Genomic DNA, 17,444 nt, shown 5'->3' with positions numbered 1-17,444 from the left:
ACGGTGGACCGGGCGGGGTCAGCCATGAGGTGGGGTGCGGAATCGGGCGCGCCACTTGATGGGATTGTCGTCGCCGACTTCTCCCGCGTGCTTGCCGGTCCGCTCGCGACCATGACCCTGGCTGATCTCGGTGCCCGGGTCATCAAAGTGGAGCGGCCCGGAACCGGGGATGACACCCGGGCGTGGGCGCCACCTTCCTCAAAGACAGGCGCGACTTACTTCGAAAGCGTTAACCGGAATAAGGAATCAGTCACCCTCGATCTGACGGACCCCGGGGACCTAGAGTTTGCCCGGGAACTGGCACGCCGCGCCGATGTCTTGGTGGAGAACTTCAAACCCGGCGGGCTCGCCAAACTGGGCCTGGGATATGAGGTACTGGCCGAGGAGAACCCCGGCCTGGTGTACGCATCAATTTCGGGCTTCGGCTCCGAAGGCGGCCGTGATCTGCCCGGGTACGACTTCATAGTCCAGGCTGTCGGCGGACTGATGAGTATTACCGGCGACCCGCAGGGCGAAGCCTACAAAGTAGGCGTCGCCCTGGTCGATGTACTGACCGCGAAAGATGCCACGATCGGCATCCTCGCCGCCCTTTCAGAGCGCAATTCAACGGGTCGCGGCAGGCGGATCGAGGTCAATCTCCTCTCAAGCTTGCAGGGCGCTCTAGCCAACCAAGCTCAGGCGTACCTCGGAGCCGGTGTTACTCCTACGCGACTGGGCAACGACCACCCTTCCATCGTCCCGTACCAGCTTCTTGCCACAAGTGATGACCCACTGGCCGTCGCCGTGGGAAACGACTCACAGTTCGCCAGGCTCTGCCACGCCATCGGCAATCCGGAGCTGGCCACTGATCCCCGGTTTGTCACCAACTCAGCGCGGGTCAAGCACCGCCGGGAACTTGTCCAACTGCTGGAAGACGGGCTCGCACGCGCCGGAGCGACGGAATGGCAGGACCAGCTCGTTTCTGCGGGAGTACCCGCCGGCCGCGTGGCCAGCATAGATGAAGGCATCGCCTACGCCGAAACATTGGGTCTGGAACCGACAATTCAAGTCCATGACACAGACGGGAACGTCACCGGCCGACAAATCCGCCATCCGATCATCTGGACGCCGGCGTTGCCACCGCGGACCCAGGCCCCACCCGCTCTCGGCGAGCACACCGAGGAAGTGCTGGACTGGCTGCGTCAGACCAAAAGCAAGACGATTACCTACACCCCTCAAAGTGCCGCCCATTCCCAAGTCGTTTATGCCCAGGAGGGACCACATCATGACTCTCGCCCCTAGTTCGGCCGACATCGAGGCCACGACCGCACTCGAACCTTCGGACCTGATATCTTTCGATACTCTCCTCACGGACGAGGAGATTGCACTGCGCGACCGGGTCCGGACCTACGTTCGGGAGGAGATCAAACCGAACATCGCCACCTGGTACGAAGAGGCCAGGTTTCCGCTTGAAATCGTGCCTGATCTCGCGAAACTCGGCCTGCTCGGAATGCATTTGAAAGGATACGGCTGCGCCGGGGGAACCGCAGTGGACTATGGGCTGGCTGCTGCCGAACTAGAGGCCGGTGATTCAGGCATACGCACCTTCGTGTCCGTCCAGGGCTCTCTGGCCATGTCTGCGATCTCCAAGCACGGTTCCGAGGAACAGAAAGAGGAATGGCTTCCCCAGATGGCCGCTGGTACGGCCATCGGATGCTTTGGTCTCACGGAACCCGCTGCCGGTTCAGACCCCTCTGCCATGGCCACTTTTGCCCGCCGCGACGGCGAGGACTGGATACTGACCGGCACCAAGCGGTGGATAGGACTCGCCAACGTGGCCCAGGTGGCAGTTATCTGGGCCCAGACGGAGGCGGGAGTGCGCGGATTCGTCGTACCAACCCGGGCTCGGGGTTTCACCGCCACTCCCATCGAGCCAAAGCTGTCAATGCGTGCTTCTGTTCAGTGTGACATCACCCTGAATGACGTACGTCTGCCTGCCGACGCGGTCCTGCCGAATGTCACTGGCCTCCGCGGCCCTTTCGCCTGCCTCAACGAGGCACGTTATGGCATTGCCTGGGGCACCATGGGGGCCGCGCGTGACGCCTTCGAAGATGCCCTGGATTACTCCAAGCATCGGCTGCAGTTCGACCGGCCATTGGCCGGTTATCAGTTGACTCAGCAGAAGCTCGTGAACATGGCACTCGAGATTAACAAGGGTTTCCTTCTCGCTTTGCACCTGGGCCGGCTTAAAGATGCCGGCAAGCTGCAAAATCATCAGATCAGCGTGGGCAAACTGAACAACTGTCGCGAAGCGATCGAAATCTGCCGTGAAGCACGCACCATCCTCGGCGGCAACGGGATAACTCTCGAACACTCGCCCCTTCGCCACGCGAACAACCTTGAATCCGTTCGTACCTACGAAGGCACTGACGAGGTCCACACCCTCATACTTGGCCAGAAGCTAACAGGCATAGGAGCCTTTCGGTGAGTGCCGCCCTTGATGTGCCGGCCACGTCAGGCACCGCCCCCGGTGCGACGGGGACGGTGCAGCTCGGGCTCCTCATAGACGGGGACTGGGTACCAGGCAACGGCGGCCACCTCACCTCTGTAAATCCCAGCCGCCCGGAGGAGATCGTCGCCGAAGGCGGCACCGCCGTCCTTGCGGATCTCGACAGGGCCGTCCTGGCAGCGCGCGCCTCACAGCGGGCATGGAACCGCACCCCGATCCACGAACGCGGCGCCGTCCTGTTTCGGGCCGCCGCAGCCTTGGAGTCGCAAGCCGACGTACTTGGCCTCGAACTTTCCCGCGAAGAAGGCAAGACCCTCACCGAGGGAAGGGCAGAGGTGCTGCGTGCAGCTCAAATCCTGCGCTACTTCGCCGCAGAGGGCGACCGTGTGGCCGGGGAGCACTTTGCTTCGCCCCGGCGCGGGGAACGTATCCTCGTAACTCGCAAGCCGCTGGGCGTAGTTGGCATCGTCAGCCCGTTCAATTTTCCGATCGCCATCCCGGCATGGAAGATCGCTCCTGCCCTGGTGCACGGTAACGCGGTGGTGTGGAAGCCGGCTTCCACCGTCCCTCTTCTCGCCATGCGCTTTGCCGAAGCGCTCGTTGCCGCCGGCCTGCCGGCAGGGTTACTCAACCTTGTTATTGGTCCAGGCTCTCTCGGAACTGCTCTTGTTCAGAGCCCTGGCGTGGACGCCATGTCCTTTACCGGCTCGTCAGGGGTTGGACGCGCACTTGCCGCCCAGGCCGCCGTCAGGGGAATTCCCATGCAAGGCGAAATGGGAGGCAAGAACGCGGCGCTGGTTCTGGCCGATGCTGACCTGGATCTAGCCTCGGAACAGGTGCTTCTCGGCGCGTTCCGCTCCACTGGACAGAAATGTACCGCAACTTCACGGCTCATTCTCGCGGACTCCATCGCCGACGAATTCCTGGAGCGCCTCACGCTCCGGCTCAGCGGCTGGCTGACCGGGGACCCGGTGGACCCAGACATACAGATGGGGCCTGTGATCAACGAGGCGGCACGCAGGTCCATCACGAGCGGAATCAACGCAGCCGTAAAATCCGGTGCTGTCGCCATCGCCGGAACATCCGCCGAGAATCCCTTTGCCGGTACTCCCGGCGCCTTCATCGCACCGACTGTGCTGGAGCTCCCCACTGGCCAGGCCGGATATACCAACCTCGCCTGGCGAGAAGAACTTTTCGGCCCCGTCCTGGCGGTCCGCCGCGCCGCGACCCCCGAGGAGGCGTTCGGTTTGGCCGAAGAGTCCGAGTTCGGCCTGTCCGCAGCGTTGTTCACCCGTGACCTTGCGACAGTGCTGGAAGCAGTCGACGCCCTCGATGTGGGCATCCTTCACCTCAACTCGGAATCTGCTGGTTCGGATCCTCATGTGCCCTTTGGCGGATCAAAGAAGAGCAGCCTCGGCCCCAAGGAACAGGGTGGCGCTGCCAAAGACTTCTACACACACACGACAACGGTCTACCTCCGCGGGTAGGAACGGAAGCAGGATCAGATGTCACACACTCTTTCAACGGCTGACCCCGTGCCGGTATCAGCCGACAACCCGGGGCGGCCGAAAACTATTGAAACCTTCGGCGTCGTCGGCGCCGGTCTCATGGCGGGTCAGCTCGGCCTTCTGGTCGCGGAGAAGCTCCGCATCCCGGTCCTCATCAGCGATCTTTCCGCCGACCGGGTGTCCGCAGCCCTCCACAGGATGCGCGGACACCTTGATCGGCAGGAGTCTCGAGGCAGGCTTCAACCAGGCGAGGCAGCGGAAATCGCCGGTTTGATCCGGGGCACCACCGATCCCTCGGAGTTCAGGGGGTGCGACGCCGCCATCGAGGCCGTCTTCGAGGACCAAAAAACCAAACGCAATGTATTCCGGCAGCTGGAGGAGTCCATCGGGCCGGATGCCCTCCTGCTCACCAACACGTCCTCGCTTCCGGTCACCGGCATGGCACGTGGCCTCAGGCACCCCGAAAGGGTGCTCGGGTTCCACTTCTTTAATCCGGTCGCTGTCCTCCCGCTCGTCGAATTGGTCCGGACCCCGTTCTCATCGGACGCCGCTCTCTTCACCGCATGGGATCTCGCCTTGGGTCTGGGCAAGACAGCCGTACCTGTCGCTGACACTCCTGGCTTTGTCGTCAATCGGCTACTCACGCGCCTGTTTAGCGAAATACTGGCCGAAATCGATAAGGGCGGGGAGCCGGCTACGGTTGACCGCTCCCTGGAACCATGGGATTTGCCTATGACGCCCCTGCACCTGATCGGCTACATCGGTCCCGCGGTGCAACGGCACATCTGCGACACGTTGCACCGCGCTTACCCCGATCGTTTCGGCCGGTCAGCTGCTCTCACGGCGGTCGTCGAAGCCGGACTGCCGGGCTTCTTCGATGAAAACGGCAAGGTTCCGTCGGCAGCCCTGATCCTGCCCCCGGAGCCGCACGAAGTTGACCCGGACCGGGTACGGCGTCGCGTCCGCGATGCCCTGGCACAAGAAGGCCAGCTGATGCTGGACGAGGGCGTCGTCGCTACGTGGGGGGACATCGACCGCTGCATGACTCTCGGTGCCAACTTCCCGCCCGGCGGTCTTACCCGACTCCTCGCTACATGACCTGCATAACCGTTCAGAACGAAGAGCGGCCAACCGAAGTTCGAAACCCGGAGCATTGAATTGAAAACAGAGTCTGACTTGCGACCACCCAACCAAAGGGACGTTGTCATTGTGGGCGCAGCCCGCACCGCTCAGGGACGCCTGCTGGGCCAACTGGCACCACTTTCCGCCGCTGAACTGGGCGGAGCAGCCATCGCGGGCGCCCTTGCACGGGCCGGCGTACCGGCAGACATCGTCGGTGCCGTCATCATGGGACAAGTTCTCCAGTCAGGAGCCGGACAAAACCCTGCCCGGCAGAGCGCAGTAGCCGCGGGGATTCCCCTGAGCGCACCCGCAGTGACAGTCAACAAAGTGTGCCTCTCTGGACTGTCGGCCATCATTGAGGGCGCCCGAATGCTACGCCTCGGCGACGCAGCCGTCGTCGTCGCCGGCGGCCAGGAGTCGATGAGCCAAGCCCCCCGCCTTGTCGCAGGAACACGGACCGGGAATCCATACGGGGCGCTTACTCTGGTGGACGCAGCTGCCCAAGACGGCTTAACAGATGCATTCGACCACGAGGCAATGGGCCTGGCCACTGACCGCGCGAACTCCGCACTTGGAATATCACGTGCAGCCCAAGACGCCGTCGCCGTTACCTCCCACTTGCGAGCAGCTGCCGCCCAAGAGTCAGGAGTGTGGGCCCAGGAAATTATCCCTGTGAAGGTTCCCACACGAACTGGCATCCTCGAAGTCACCCAGGATGAAGGCATCCGCCCCGATGCTTCACAGGAGTCGCTGGCCCGTCTGCGCCCCGCATTCTCTCCGGACGGAACTGTGACGGCTGGCAACGCCTCACCTTTGACCGATGGCGCCGCGGCAGTTGTGCTGACCACTCGGGAGACCGCCCAGAGACATGGATGGGATGTCCTCGCAGTCCTTCGGGCCCACGGACAAATCGCCGGTCCTGACACATCCCTGCCGGACAAACCCGCTAAAGCCATCCGCGCCGCGCTGGAGCGCGAAGGCTGGCCGGCCGAAGAACTCGACCTGGTTGAGATCAATGAAGCCTTCGCTTCAGTTGCTTCGCATTCCGGGGAACTGCTCGGCGTGCCCGAGGATCGGATCAACATACACGGTGGCGCAGTTGCCATCGGACACCCAATCGGCGCTTCAGGGGCCAGGCTCGTTGTCACGGCCGTGCACGAACTCATCCGCCGCGAAACGGGCCGGGCCGCCGTTGCACTATGTGGGGGCGGGGGCCAGGGCGACGCACTGCTCCTGGAACGCTGATGTTCGAGCAGTGGCACGCCATCTCACACCTCCGCCAGACAGCAAGCTGGCAGAACCATGTGGGCGACATCGTGGAGATCCGTCGCAACGAAGACGTAGTTCGCCGGGGGATCGTCGAAGAAGAAATGCCGGACGGCTCAGGCCTATGGTTGGCCGCCGATGTCACTGATCGCCGGGAGTACTTCCACAAAGATCTTGGCTACGTGCTTTGGGTCTAGTGCAGAGCAGACAATCAGCGACTTGGTGAGGAGCAGGGGTCCGTGAAACACCACGTCCGAGCACTCCACAGCTTTGCGCCTCCAAGCAGGGATCACTTCTCGGCCCTACGGGTCTGCACAGGCCTGGCAGTCCCATCGTTCGGACACCCAGAGCTGGTTATCTACGCCCTTTTTGGCGCGCTGACTGGCATGTATGGCAGGACCGAACCCCACCAACTCCGTCTCCAACACCAACTGCAGGCAGCCGGCATGCTCGTGACCGGCGTGATGATCGGCACCGGGTTGTCGGTTCGTGGCCTCCATTCCTGGTGGCTCGTGGGCGTCGAAACACTCCTGGCAGGAGTGGGATCGCTCGTCGCGGACAGGCTGAACTTTAAGCCGCGCGGACCCTTTTTTGGAATTTTCGCCCTAGCCCCAATGCCGTTCACTTAGAGTAGTTGTGTTAATCTTTCGGCATGGCGCGTAGCGGATGGGTGACTCCCGAGGGTCCTGAGCGGTTGAGTGACCACGTCTCGCTCGGTGTTTTGACGCGGGTTTTCCCGCCGGATGTCGTTGATGCGGTGATTGGGCGGACCGGGGCCCGTGAGCAGCGGAACCGGTTGCTGCCGTCGCGGTTGATGGTCTATTACGTGATGGCGCTGGCCTTGTTTTCGGCCGGTTCGTATGAGGAAGTGATGCGGTCCCTGCTGGCCGGCATGGAATGGATCACGGGCCGGTTCCGGGACTGGCAGATGCCGACGAAGGCCGCGATCTTCAAGGCCCGGACCCGCCTCGGTTCCGCCGTGATGGCCGAACTGTTCGCCGAGACCGCGAAGCCTCTGGCACTCCCGGGCGGTCCGGGATTCCACGGCTCCTGGCGGCTGGTGTCCGTGGACGGGACCTGCCTGGATCTGGCGGACACGGAGGCCAACGAGCGCGCGTATGGCAGGCCGGGCACGGCCACGGATCTGAAAAGCGCCTACCCGCAGGCGCGGGTGCTCGGCCTGGTCGAATGCGCCACGCACGCGGTGATCGGGGCCGTGGTCTCCGGCTTTTCCACGTCCGAGCACGACCTCTATCCGGGCCTGCTCCACCGGCTGGAGGCGGACATGCTGGCCATGTCCGACCGCGGGTTCTTCTCCTACACGGCCTGGAAGGACAGCTCCGGAACCGGTGCGCAACTGCTGTGGCGGGTCAAGGCCAACGCCGTGCTGCCCGTGCTCGAGGACCTGGCCGACGGCTCCTACCTCTCCGCCGTCTACGCGAACCCGAAGGCACGGCGGAACAACACGGACCCCATCCGGGTGCGCGTGATCGAATACACCGTCAGCACCGGCGACACGAGCAGCGAATTCCGGCTGATCACCACGATCCTTGACCCGCACGCCGCCTCCGCGGAGGACCTTGCCGAAGCCTACGCCAAACGCTGGGAAATCGAGTCCTGCTTCGATGAACTCAAAACCCACCAGCGCGGCCCCGGGACCGTGCTGCGCTCCAAAACCCCCGACGGGGTCCTGCAGGAAATCTACGGATACCTCTGCGTGCACTACGCCATCCGGTCCCTCATCGGCGACGTCGCCCACCACTTCGAGGAAGACCCCCTGAGGTTCTCTTTCACCCGCACCCTCCGGGCAGTACGGCGTTCCCTCGCCGCGCGCCCGGCTTTTTCCCCCTGAGCGTCTGGCGGAGGCCTTCACGGTCTTCTGCCGCGAAATCCTGCATGAACTGCTGCCCCCGCGCCGGCCAAGAACCAACCCCCGCGTCATCAAAAGGAAAATGTCGAACTGGCCACTCAAGCGAATACCAAAAAAGCCTAAGTAAACAGTATTGGGGCTAGGGGCATGTGCCTCGATCCACACAACGGTTCCATGGCTCTTTGCTGTGCTCATCGGCGTGGCTTCAGCGGCCACTTCTATCTCCGTCGGTTTTCTTGGCGTGGCGACCCAATGAAACCCGAAATACGGCAGCCCTTGCCGGCCCTCGAAAACAAAGGGCGTTCATCCATGCCGGACGCTTACGTCCTTGCGGTCGGCACGGCTGGAGCCGCTGGCGTGCTTAGCCTTGATCCACCGATCCGCCTGGGTGGATGGTCTGTATCCGGTTTCGGCTCGTTGTGCGGCCTGAGGGTATGCCGGGGTGCCGGGCCTCGCTGCCCTGGGTGTTCCACGGGTTTCCTGGTTGCGCCGTGCGGCTGGGTGGACGGGTTCAGGCGGCTTGCGGCGGCGGGTAGAGCTGGTCGAACAGGTCCTGCCATGATGTTTGCCAGGGCCAGGCTTCGGGGAGGTGAAGACGGATGCGTCGGGCGCTGGTGGCGATGCGGGCCGGGACGTGGATGAGTTTGCGGCGGATCGTGCCGGTACGGGCCTTGCCGAAGGGCCCGGAGGCGAGGATCCCGGCGGCGCGGGTGAGGTTGTAGGCCATGACCGCGGCAACGAGCCATGCCGAGTTCGCGGCAAAAACGCTGGAGGGCAGGTGCGCCAGCGCACTGTCCTTCAGGTCTGCATTGACCTGCTCGATAATGGCGTGTTTCCGGTGGGTCTTGTCCGCCGCGACGGTGTCCAGGACCCCGGCGTCCACGGTGGTGAAGAACCCGTGGTGCCGGTGAGTTTGGAACAGGGTTTCCTGCCCCTCGTCGGCTTTGCGGTTCAGTTCCGGGATGCGGCGCACGACCAGGCGGCCGGTGATCTGCTCGTCCTTTTTGCGGGAGCTGAACGCGGTGAACACGGTCTCGGCGACCTCGGCCTTCGAGACCCAGGTGTTGGTGGTCTCGTCGAAGACCGCGTCGGTGTATTCGATTGTTTCCCACGCCGTCTCCGGGATCCCGGCGATGGCGCGTTTGACGGCCGGGTCCATGCGCGCGGTCACCGAGACCTCCGCCCCGCCGGCCAGCGCTGCGGACACCGCGGCATGGCCGTAGAAGGCCGAATCGAAACGGCAGAGCACCCGCCCGCCGGTGTGGACGCGCTTGAGCGTGGACAGGGCGTCGGTGATCAGGCGTTTGGCTCCGCGGGCCGAGTTCGCCGCGCCCTTGCGCAGCCGCTGGGCGGCGACCACGGGGGCGGTGTCCTTGGTGGAGACCGTGGCCAGCAGGGCGTTCAGCCCGCGGACTCCCGAGTATCCGTAGCCGGAGCCCTGCTTGGCGTAGCCGTGGACCTCGATGATCGTGTCATCGACATCGACGAACACGAAGTCCTCCACCCCGGGACGCCCGAGCAGCGGGGCCCGGGTCCCCAGGTTGGCCAGGAAACGGGACGCGACAGCGTCCAGTTGCCGCACGTGACCGAACGTGAAGGACCGAAGAAACGAACCCAGCGTCGAGGGCGCGTAGCAGGCCTTGAAAAGCCGCTTCATTCCGCCGTGGCGCAGCAGGGCCATGTCATCGATGCTGTCCGCGCCGGCGACCATCCCGGCGACCAGGGACGCGACCTTCAGCCCGGCGTTCGCACCCTTGTCCGTCGGGACCGACAGCCATTCATCGGCCAACTCATGCAGCCCGGCGTCCCGGGCCAACGTCATGACCGGCAACAGCCCTGCCGCCGACACGAGATTCGGCTCGTCAAAGGAAACTGACACCGCGGACGGTTTATGGGAAACTTCCACTTACGAGATGCCTCTCTTTTCGGTGGTCAAAGGGTTCTAGACAAGCTCCATTTTCCTTGAAAAGACGGGCATTCTCGGTTTAAACCGCCGTCGGCGCCCCGACCAACATCGGTGGATCAAGGCTTAGTGGAAGCGCGTACTCGCATTGGGCCATGGCCGCTGCGGCGGTACCGCTTGCCGCGGCATATATCTGGCCGGCGGCATTTATCGCGGAATCCACAGGGTTGTGGGAACGCTCCTTGGCCTTGTCATCGTCGCAGTCCTTCTGCTGCCTTCGCCTTGGCAGCTGGACGCACAGAGAGACGCACCTGCGCTGGTGATTGCCATCATCTTCTTCCAGTTCACCACCGAACTTTTTATGATGCGCCACTGCGGCCTGGCCATGGTGTCGTTCACACCGGTGATACTTCTTGTTACCCAGCTCGCTGCACATGCGGACCCCTATGTCCTCCTCTCCGAACGCGGCGTCGAGACACTGGTCGGTGCAATCGTAGGGATCATCGTGCTGATTATCTCTGGACACGACGGCCACGAAAGACACGCTATAAGTAGAGGAGAGGGTCACCCGCTCAGCAGCGGGTCCTACCAAACTGAAGCCCAGCTTCCAGGGGGTGACATGTCAAGGAGCGCTGGTTCTGTGGGCACTCCACAAGGCGGCGCACAAACACCGTCGGTCGCTCCTGATGAGAACGACAGCGACAGAACCGAATCGGCTGGCTCGTAGGGTTCTTGCCAGCCGCAAAAGCGCCGGGCGACAAGTGAAGCCTGCAGGAAACCAGCGCAGTTCTGCTAGCGGTTCTGAGCGCCGTATGCGGCCCTGTGCGTCGACTCGGCCGGCCGCCGATCGGCGTGCTCCTGCTTACCTGCCAGGCCTACCCACCCGGACTGCTGCGCACCGGCAACAGACGAGGAAGTACCGAGCACCTCTTCAGGTGATCCGATACGCCGGGAAGTATTCTTGCTTTGAACTAGAATTCTGCTTTTCATGAGCTTTTCTCTTTTCTCAATCTGGTAGGTGAAAGGGGGAACGACAAGACGTTGCACGTCAGGAGTATGTGCTTCGGGAGCTGGCTCTTACCGAAGGTGGCACATTGCGAACGAGCGTCCACACGGTCTGTGACCCATGCAGCGGAGGCATGATCTCTCCTTGCTGCAGGTAACAGACGGGGAGGGGATCATTTTCGGGTCGCCACCAGCCACTGGAAGGCGCGTGATGCCCTGTTCTTGCGTTGACGGTCAAACTGTCTGAACGATTCACCTGAAGCTGCAGCATGAATATCCCTTCCTTCGCGTGGTTTCGATTGCGAACACCTGAACATGGATACCGCTTTGGAGAATCAGGCTGTCCTCTGATCGTAGGGAAGCCCCAAACACGAGTCACCGTACAGTTCGTCAAAACATCCGCTTTTGTCTGTACTGATCGCCGAAAGTGCTCATCATCGCTCTCCCTGCCATCGATAGAGTCCCTTCATGGCAGAGTTGAGATGTACACAGATATCGTCGGACGACTACGAGGACCGCGGAGGTCAGAGCCCAATATTTTCGCTGTATTGATCTCAAGCGCTGGTCAGACCCCCGGACGTTTTTCTCCGTAGACACCGAAATTTTGGGCTTCAGATTTTCTCGAGCTGACCCTGACACATTCGATGAGCGCCGGGTTCCCGCCCAGGGGATATCTAAACGAAGTGGTGTAGCGCTTAGCTTTCCGGCAAGTAGCTCCTGCACCAGCAGCGCTCACCCGTCGTGCTGCCCTCTATTGGGCATAGGCTCAGGTACCTCGATGGTCATCACTCCAGCCAGCCAACAGAGATGTCGGATGGTTCGACCTTTCTGAGGCAGCCAGGGCCGACTCGTTAATGTCCTGCCTGAGCAGGCGATACTCATGAAATCAGGAAGGCACAGCAATCGTTATGGCAAGTCTGCGCACCGCCCTTGCAGAGGGCGTCAAGGAGTGGAAGTCGCAGGTTCAGGCAATGGCCCACGACATCCACTCCAACCCCGAGGTGGCTTTCGAGGAGGTCCGTTCGTCGGAGGCAGCAGCGGCGCTGCTGGCCCAAGGCGGCTTCACAGTTGAGCGTGGCACTGGTGGCCTTCCTACAGCTTTTACAGCCACAGTGGGGAGCGGTGATCTGAAGGTGGCACTGTGCGTGGAATACGACGCGCTTCCCGACATTGGACATGCGTGCGGGCACAATCTGGTTGCAGGTGCCTCGGTCGCCGCGGCCCTTGCCTTGAGACCCTATGTAGACGAGCTCGGCATCACACTAAAAGCCATTGGAACCCCTGCTGAGGAGAGCGGCGGCGGGAAGGTGCTTCTTCTTGAACGTGGAGCGTTTGACGGTATCGGCCTTGCCCTGATGGCACATCCAGTCCAGGACGGACTAACCTATAACCCAGCAGGTACCAGCGCCCAGGCGATGGGCAGGTATAAGGCGACATTTATTGGAAAGGCCGCCCATGCGGCAGCAGCCCCCCATCTGGGAATAAACGCTGCAGATGCAGCTGTGCTGAGCCAAGTCGCCGTAGGGTTACTGCGCCAGCAAATACCTGGAGACCACCGAATAGCTCTATTTGTAGCCGAGGCCGGGCACGCCACGAACATCATTCCGGAACGGGCGGTAGTCGAGTTTGAGTGCCGAGCATTCACCCTAAGGGAATATGAAGCCTTGCTTGAACGCGTCCGCGGCTGTTTCGAAGGAGCCGCCCTGGCCACCGGAACAACGCTGACCATTGAGGCTACAGAACCCGCATACGAGCCGTTGATGCAGGACAACGCCCTTGCTGCACACTGGACTGACGCCATGTACAGGTTCGGCAAAGACACAACCAGCTCCGCCCGCATGAGCGGTGGATCAACTGATATGGGCAACATCTCCCAGGTAATTCCTACCCTGCATCCCTGGCTGAGCATCCCAGGAGCGAACGTACCAATCCACTCACACGGGTTCGCAGCATTTGCCGACTCCCCTGAGGCGTACAGCGTGATGTTCGAGGCAGCCACTGCACTCGCCTGGACCATAGCTGACTCCGCGACCACCCCCAATGAAAGAGAACGCTTCATCAAATCGGCATACCACCGTCAGGCTTCCACCCGGGAAAGAATGTCATGAGGTTCGTCGGGGCAACTCCAAACTCGTCTTAGCCCTTATACGCCCTCGCACTTGCCCGCGACCGTGGAGGGTTGGCTTTGACTAGCTCTCAGGGTTGTCAGCCACTTCCGCCGAGACCTACAGAGTGATTCGATCTCCGGGTGCCACTGAAAAGTGGATCATCTTTGCCTGGTAAAAGGGAAGGACCCGTTCAGCTAGATCCTTCACCTCCATCCGTCCCCACGTCGAACTATCAACGGCAGAGTCAGGCGTGCGCGCCCGCCAGTGCCACTGCCTCGCTCGACGCGAGCGAACCATGCGGTTCGAAGCGGACGAACATCGCTTTGAAGGCGGGGGTGTTGGATTCCCGTGCCACGTTCTCCTTGTGGACCAGGGCGTTGGCCTCGGGGAAATACGCCGCGGCGCAGCCCTTGGCCGTCGGGTAGGCCACCAGCCGGAACTTGTCCGCCTGCCGGTCGTGTCCCCGGAAGGTGCTCACCACGTCCACCAGGTCCCGGTCCTGGAAGCCGAGCTCGGCCAGGTCCTCCGGATGCACCAGGATCACCCGGCGTCCGTCAGAGATCCCGCGGTACCGGTCATCGAGACCGTAGAACGTGGTGTTGTACTGGTCGTGGCTGCGGATGGTCTGGAGCACCAGGTGCCCGTCGGGAGGGGTCAGGTATTCCAGCGGGCTGACCGTGAAACGGCCGCGGCCGATGTCCGTCTTGAAGGACCGGGTGTCCCGCGGCGGGTTGGGCAGCACAAAACCGTTCCTGGTCCGCACACGGGTATTGAAGTCCTCGAAGCCGGGAAGGACGCGGGAGATGTGGTCACGGACCACGTCGTAGTCCTCGGCCATGGCTTTCCAGTCCACGGCGTGGTCCGGCCCGAAGGTTGCCTCGGCCATCCTGGCCACGATGACCGGCTCGGCGAGCAGGTGCTCGGAGACCGGCTGCAGCCTGCCCTGGGTCGAGTGGACCACGGACATGGAGTCCTCCACGGACAGGAACTGGGCGCCGCCGGGGTGCTTGTCGTCCTTGTCCGTCCGGCCCAGGGTGGGCAGGATCAGCGAGGTGCGGCCGTGCACCACGTGGGACCGGTTCGGCTTGGTGGATATGTGGACGGTCAACCCGATCCGCTGCATGCCCGCTTCCAGGGTCTCGGTGTCCGAGCAGGCGAGCGAGAAGTTACCACCCATGGACACAAAGACGTCCACCTCGTCGCGCTCGAACGCTTCCATGGCTTCCACGGCGTCGTGGCCGTGATGCCGCGGAGACTGGATGCCGAACTCCTTGTCGAGCGACTCCAGCAGCCACTCCTTCGGCTTCTCCCAGATGCCCATGGTCCGGTCACCCTGGACGTTGGAATGCCCGCGGACCGGGCACGCGCCGGCACCGGGCTTGCCGAAGTTGCCCTGCAGAAGCAGGACGTTGACCATTTCCTTGATGGTGTCCACCGAGTGCGGCTGCTGCGTCACGCCCAGCAGAAGATCGTGGCCTTGGACCGGATCAGCATCCCGGCCACGGTTTCGATCTGTTCCCGGGACATGCCGGTGGCTTTCTCGGTTTCCGCCCAGTCCAGCTCCCCGCGGGCCTCGCGGTAGACGTCGAAACCGTCCGTCTGCGCGTCGATGAAGGAACGGTCGACGACGGTGCCGGGTGCCCGTTCTTCTTCTTGGAGCAGCAGGTGGCCCAAGGCCTGGAACAAAGCCAGGTCCCCGCCCACCTTGATCTGCAGGAACTCGTCGGCCAAAGGTGTGCCGTTTCCGAGCACCCCGGAGAAGGTCTGCGGGTCCTTGAAGTTGAACAATCCGGCCTCGGGCAGCGGGTTCACCGCAACCACCTTCCCGCCGTTGTCCTTGCATTCCTTCAGCGCCGAGAGCATCCGGGGATGGTTGGTGCCGGGATTCTGACCCACGACGAAGATCAGCTCCGAGTCGTGGATATCGTCCAGGGACACAGTGCCCTTGCCGATGCCGATGGTGGGGTTCAAAGCGGAGCCGGAAGATTCATGGCACATGTTGGAGCAGTCCGGCAGGTTGTTGGTGCCCAGGGCCCGCGCGAACAACTGGTACATAAACGCCGTCTCGTTGGCCGTGCGGCCGGAGGTGTAGAAGACGCACCGCTCCGGTGTGCTGGCCCGGATGTGCTCCCCGATCAAACCGAACGCATCGGCCCAGGAAATCGGCGAATAGTGCGTCTCCCCCGCCCGGATCACCACGGGCTCACTCAGCCGGCCCTGGTTGCCCAGCCAGTACTCGGTCTCCCCCGCCAGCTCGGCGATGGAATGCCGGGCCCAGAACTCCGCCCCGACCGTGCGCAGGGTACTCTCCTCGGCCACCGCCTTGGCGCCGTTCTCACAGAACTCCGCCGCCTTGCGCTTCTTGTCCGATTCCGGCCACGCGCAACCCGGGCAGTGGAACCCGCCGCGCTGGTTCAGCCGCAGCAGCGACTGGGCCGTCCGCGATACCCCGGCCTGGGCCACGGCGCGCTCCAGCGCCACCATCACCGCCTTGACGCCGGCCGCCTCGGTTTTGGGCTTGTGGACCGAGAGCTCCTCCTCGTTGATATCTGCGACGGGTGCGGGCTGCTTACCGAGCATCCCTGTCTACCCTTCTTTGCGCAACACCACTGAGCGGTGCTGCTTTTGGTACTTCGTGACTGCCCCTCATGTGATGCGCGGGGCCGGAAAGCCTGTTGAGAAGTGAGCGAGAAGGTTCGGCGAACGTGTCTGCGCTGAGGCTGCGGACGCCCTTCACCAGCATGGTTTAGAGTTCCCTGCAGAACGGCGCGCAGCTATCCCACGATAGTAGGGATGGCCCTTGAAACACGTCACCGTACAGTTCGTCAAAACATGAGCCTCTGGCTGTACAAATCGCCCGAAACAGCTCAGGCATGGCCCGTAGGATTAGCCCTGTGACTGACTCCTTCCACATCCGGCGTGCCCGCACCAGCGACGTGTCCGCCATCAAGAAGTTGGTGGCGCCCTTGGCCGAACAGCGGATTCTAATGGCGAAGGAGTCCGTGGCTTATTACGAGAGCCTGCAGGAGTTCCAGATCGCCGAGGCCAGCGATGGCGAGGTCATCGGCTGCGGCGCACTGCACGTCATGTGGGAGGACCTAGCAGAGGTCCGTACCTTGGCAGCTTCCAAAGATTGGCGCGGCAAAGGCGTGGGGCATGTGCTGCTGGAGAACCTGCTCGAAGAGGCCCGCGCATTGGGTGTGGCCCGCGTTTTCTGCCTCACCTTCGAGGTGGACTTCTTCAAGGGCCACAACTTCGAGGTTATGGCAGACCAGTCCGCTGTGGACCCGGTGGTGTACTCGGAACTCCTTCGCTCACACGACGAAGGCGTTGCGGAGTTCCTGGACCTTGCCCGCGTGAAGCCCAACACCCTAGGCAACACGCGCATGATCCGATTCCTCTAGGACCGCTCCAGGGTAACTCAAAAATCGATCCCTGCTTTAGTTCGCCGAGGCATCGTCGAAGAAGAAATGCCCGACGGCTCGGGTTTATGGCTGGCCGCGGACGCTACTGATAGTCGAGAGTACTTCCACAAAGATCTTGGCTTCGAACTCTAGGTTTAGCCCGGAGAGCACGGCGGGATGCCGTGTTACCTCGGGTTTTGAAAACCGGGCGACGGCGCCGTCGTCGGTGTCGATTGGGTGGGCCGCCGGCCGAGGTTGTTCAGAGGAGACGAGGCGCCGGTTGCCGTTGCTTTGTACCAGGGTTCTGCGTTTCATGGCCTTACGTCCTTTGGGGTGCGATTGATGGTCAATGATGAGACGCGGCTCGCTTAGCGCTGCCGGCTCCGGGAGTGGACCCTCAGCGAAGGATCCAGTTCATGGATGAGCAGCCATAGAGTCTGTGTGCCCTCCAGAGAGGGCATGATTTCCCCCTGTTGCAGGTAGCGGAATGGCGCTGGGTCCTCGCCCGGCCGCCACCAGCCGCTGGTGGGCGCATGGTGACCGGTCGCGGCGGTGACGGTCGACCCGTGGAGACGGTTTGTCCGGAGTTTCATGGGAGCTTCCTCGTTCAGTACTCTCCGGCCCAAATTGCATACCTCCGAAGTGGTATTTCTGGTTGGAGAAGCAGACTTTCCACTGAGCGTATGCACCCCTGTCGCACGCGTCACCGTGCAAAACGTCAAGACTTTGGTCTTTGTGAAACACCAGTAAAGGAGCCGGGCGCGTCCGGC

13 protein-coding genes and 1 pseudogene are annotated in these 17,444 nt (G+C 62.5%); 10 read left to right on the top strand and 4 right to left on the bottom strand.

Features of this window, described 5'->3' with window-relative positions; translation table 11 throughout:
- Positions 1–24: 24 nt before the first annotated feature.
- From ACQCSZ_RS17385 to ACQCSZ_RS17355, 7 genes are all read left to right on the top strand, one after another.
- Positions 25–1,281, top strand: a complete 1,257-nt coding sequence (locus ACQCSZ_RS17385) for a CaiB/BaiF CoA transferase family protein (protein WP_427008372.1) — start codon at positions 25–27, stop codon at positions 1,279–1,281.
- Positions 1,265–2,467, top strand: a complete 1,203-nt coding sequence (locus tag ACQCSZ_RS17380; RefSeq protein ID WP_427004940.1) for an acyl-CoA dehydrogenase family protein — start codon at positions 1,265–1,267, stop codon at positions 2,465–2,467. Before ACQCSZ_RS17385 ends, ACQCSZ_RS17380 begins: the two co-directional genes overlap by 17 nt.
- Entirely contained in the window at positions 2,464–3,975 is a 1,512-nt protein-coding gene (locus ACQCSZ_RS17375; RefSeq protein WP_427004939.1) for an aldehyde dehydrogenase family protein, read from the top strand. Before ACQCSZ_RS17380 ends, ACQCSZ_RS17375 begins: the two co-directional genes overlap by 4 nt.
- Before the next feature lie 18 nt (positions 3,976–3,993).
- Positions 3,994–5,094 carry a 3-hydroxyacyl-CoA dehydrogenase family protein gene (locus tag ACQCSZ_RS17370; RefSeq protein WP_427004938.1) on the top strand — a complete coding sequence of 367 codons (1,101 nt, stop codon included), beginning with the start codon at positions 3,994–3,996 and terminating at the stop codon, positions 5,092–5,094.
- 78 nt (positions 5,095–5,172) lie between these two features.
- Positions 5,173–6,363: an acetyl-CoA C-acyltransferase gene (locus ACQCSZ_RS17365; protein WP_427004937.1), complete on the top strand. Its 1,191-nt coding sequence runs from the start codon at positions 5,173–5,175 to the stop codon at positions 6,361–6,363.
- On the top strand, positions 6,363–6,581 hold the full coding sequence (locus ACQCSZ_RS17360; RefSeq protein WP_243178584.1) for a hypothetical protein: 219 nt from the start codon (positions 6,363–6,365) through the stop codon (positions 6,579–6,581). The genes ACQCSZ_RS17365 and ACQCSZ_RS17360 overlap by 1 nt, the downstream gene beginning before the upstream one ends.
- Positions 6,582–7,036: 455 nt before the next feature.
- Complete coding sequence (locus ACQCSZ_RS17355) at positions 7,037–8,236, top strand: IS4 family transposase (RefSeq protein ID WP_427004936.1); 1,200 nt, start codon at positions 7,037–7,039, stop codon at positions 8,234–8,236.
- Between the two features lie 529 nt (positions 8,237–8,765).
- Here ACQCSZ_RS17355 and ACQCSZ_RS17350 read toward each other — a convergent pair.
- Positions 8,766–10,160, bottom strand: coding sequence for an IS1380 family transposase (locus ACQCSZ_RS17350; protein WP_427004787.1), 1,395 nt, complete (start codon positions 10,158–10,160; stop codon positions 8,766–8,768).
- A gap of 226 nt (positions 10,161–10,386) precedes the next feature.
- Between ACQCSZ_RS17350 and ACQCSZ_RS17345 the strand changes: the two genes are divergently transcribed.
- Together ACQCSZ_RS17345 and ACQCSZ_RS17340 are read left to right on the top strand one after the other, a co-directional pair.
- A complete protein-coding gene (locus tag ACQCSZ_RS17345; protein ID WP_427004935.1) occupies positions 10,387–10,884 on the top strand; it encodes an FUSC family protein in 498 nt (165 codons plus the stop codon).
- A 1,186-nt stretch (positions 10,885–12,070) separates the two neighbouring features.
- Positions 12,071–13,270, top strand: coding sequence for an amidohydrolase (locus ACQCSZ_RS17340; protein ID WP_427004934.1), 1,200 nt, complete (start codon positions 12,071–12,073; stop codon positions 13,268–13,270).
- A gap of 244 nt (positions 13,271–13,514) precedes the next feature.
- On the opposite strand, the pseudogene ACQCSZ_RS17335 reads toward ACQCSZ_RS17340, so the two are convergent.
- A pseudogene (locus ACQCSZ_RS17335) lies at positions 13,515–15,850 on the bottom strand (FdhF/YdeP family oxidoreductase).
- Between the two features lie 314 nt (positions 15,851–16,164).
- Between ACQCSZ_RS17335 and ACQCSZ_RS17330 the strand changes: the two are divergent.
- On the top strand, positions 16,165–16,674 hold the full coding sequence (locus tag ACQCSZ_RS17330) for an amino-acid N-acetyltransferase (RefSeq protein WP_427004933.1): 510 nt from the start codon (positions 16,165–16,167) through the stop codon (positions 16,672–16,674).
- An 84-nt stretch (positions 16,675–16,758) separates the two neighbouring features.
- Here ACQCSZ_RS17330 and ACQCSZ_RS17325 read toward each other — a convergent pair whose 3' ends face one another.
- Positions 16,759–16,989, bottom strand: a complete 231-nt coding sequence (locus tag ACQCSZ_RS17325; protein ID WP_427004932.1) for a hypothetical protein — start codon at positions 16,987–16,989, stop codon at positions 16,759–16,761.
- Positions 16,990–17,042: 53 nt separating this feature from the next.
- Positions 17,043–17,267, bottom strand: coding sequence for a hypothetical protein (locus ACQCSZ_RS17320; protein ID WP_427004931.1), 225 nt, complete (start codon positions 17,265–17,267; stop codon positions 17,043–17,045).
- Positions 17,268–17,444 lie beyond the last annotated feature (177 nt).

Origin of the sequence: Pseudarthrobacter sp. H2 (assembly GCF_050157045.1) — a bacterium.
In the GTDB taxonomy this organism is placed as follows: domain Bacteria; phylum Actinomycetota; class Actinomycetes; order Actinomycetales; family Micrococcaceae; genus Arthrobacter.
The sequence above is the reverse complement of the archived record's forward strand: the minus strand, read 5'-3'. Positions and strand labels throughout refer to the sequence as shown.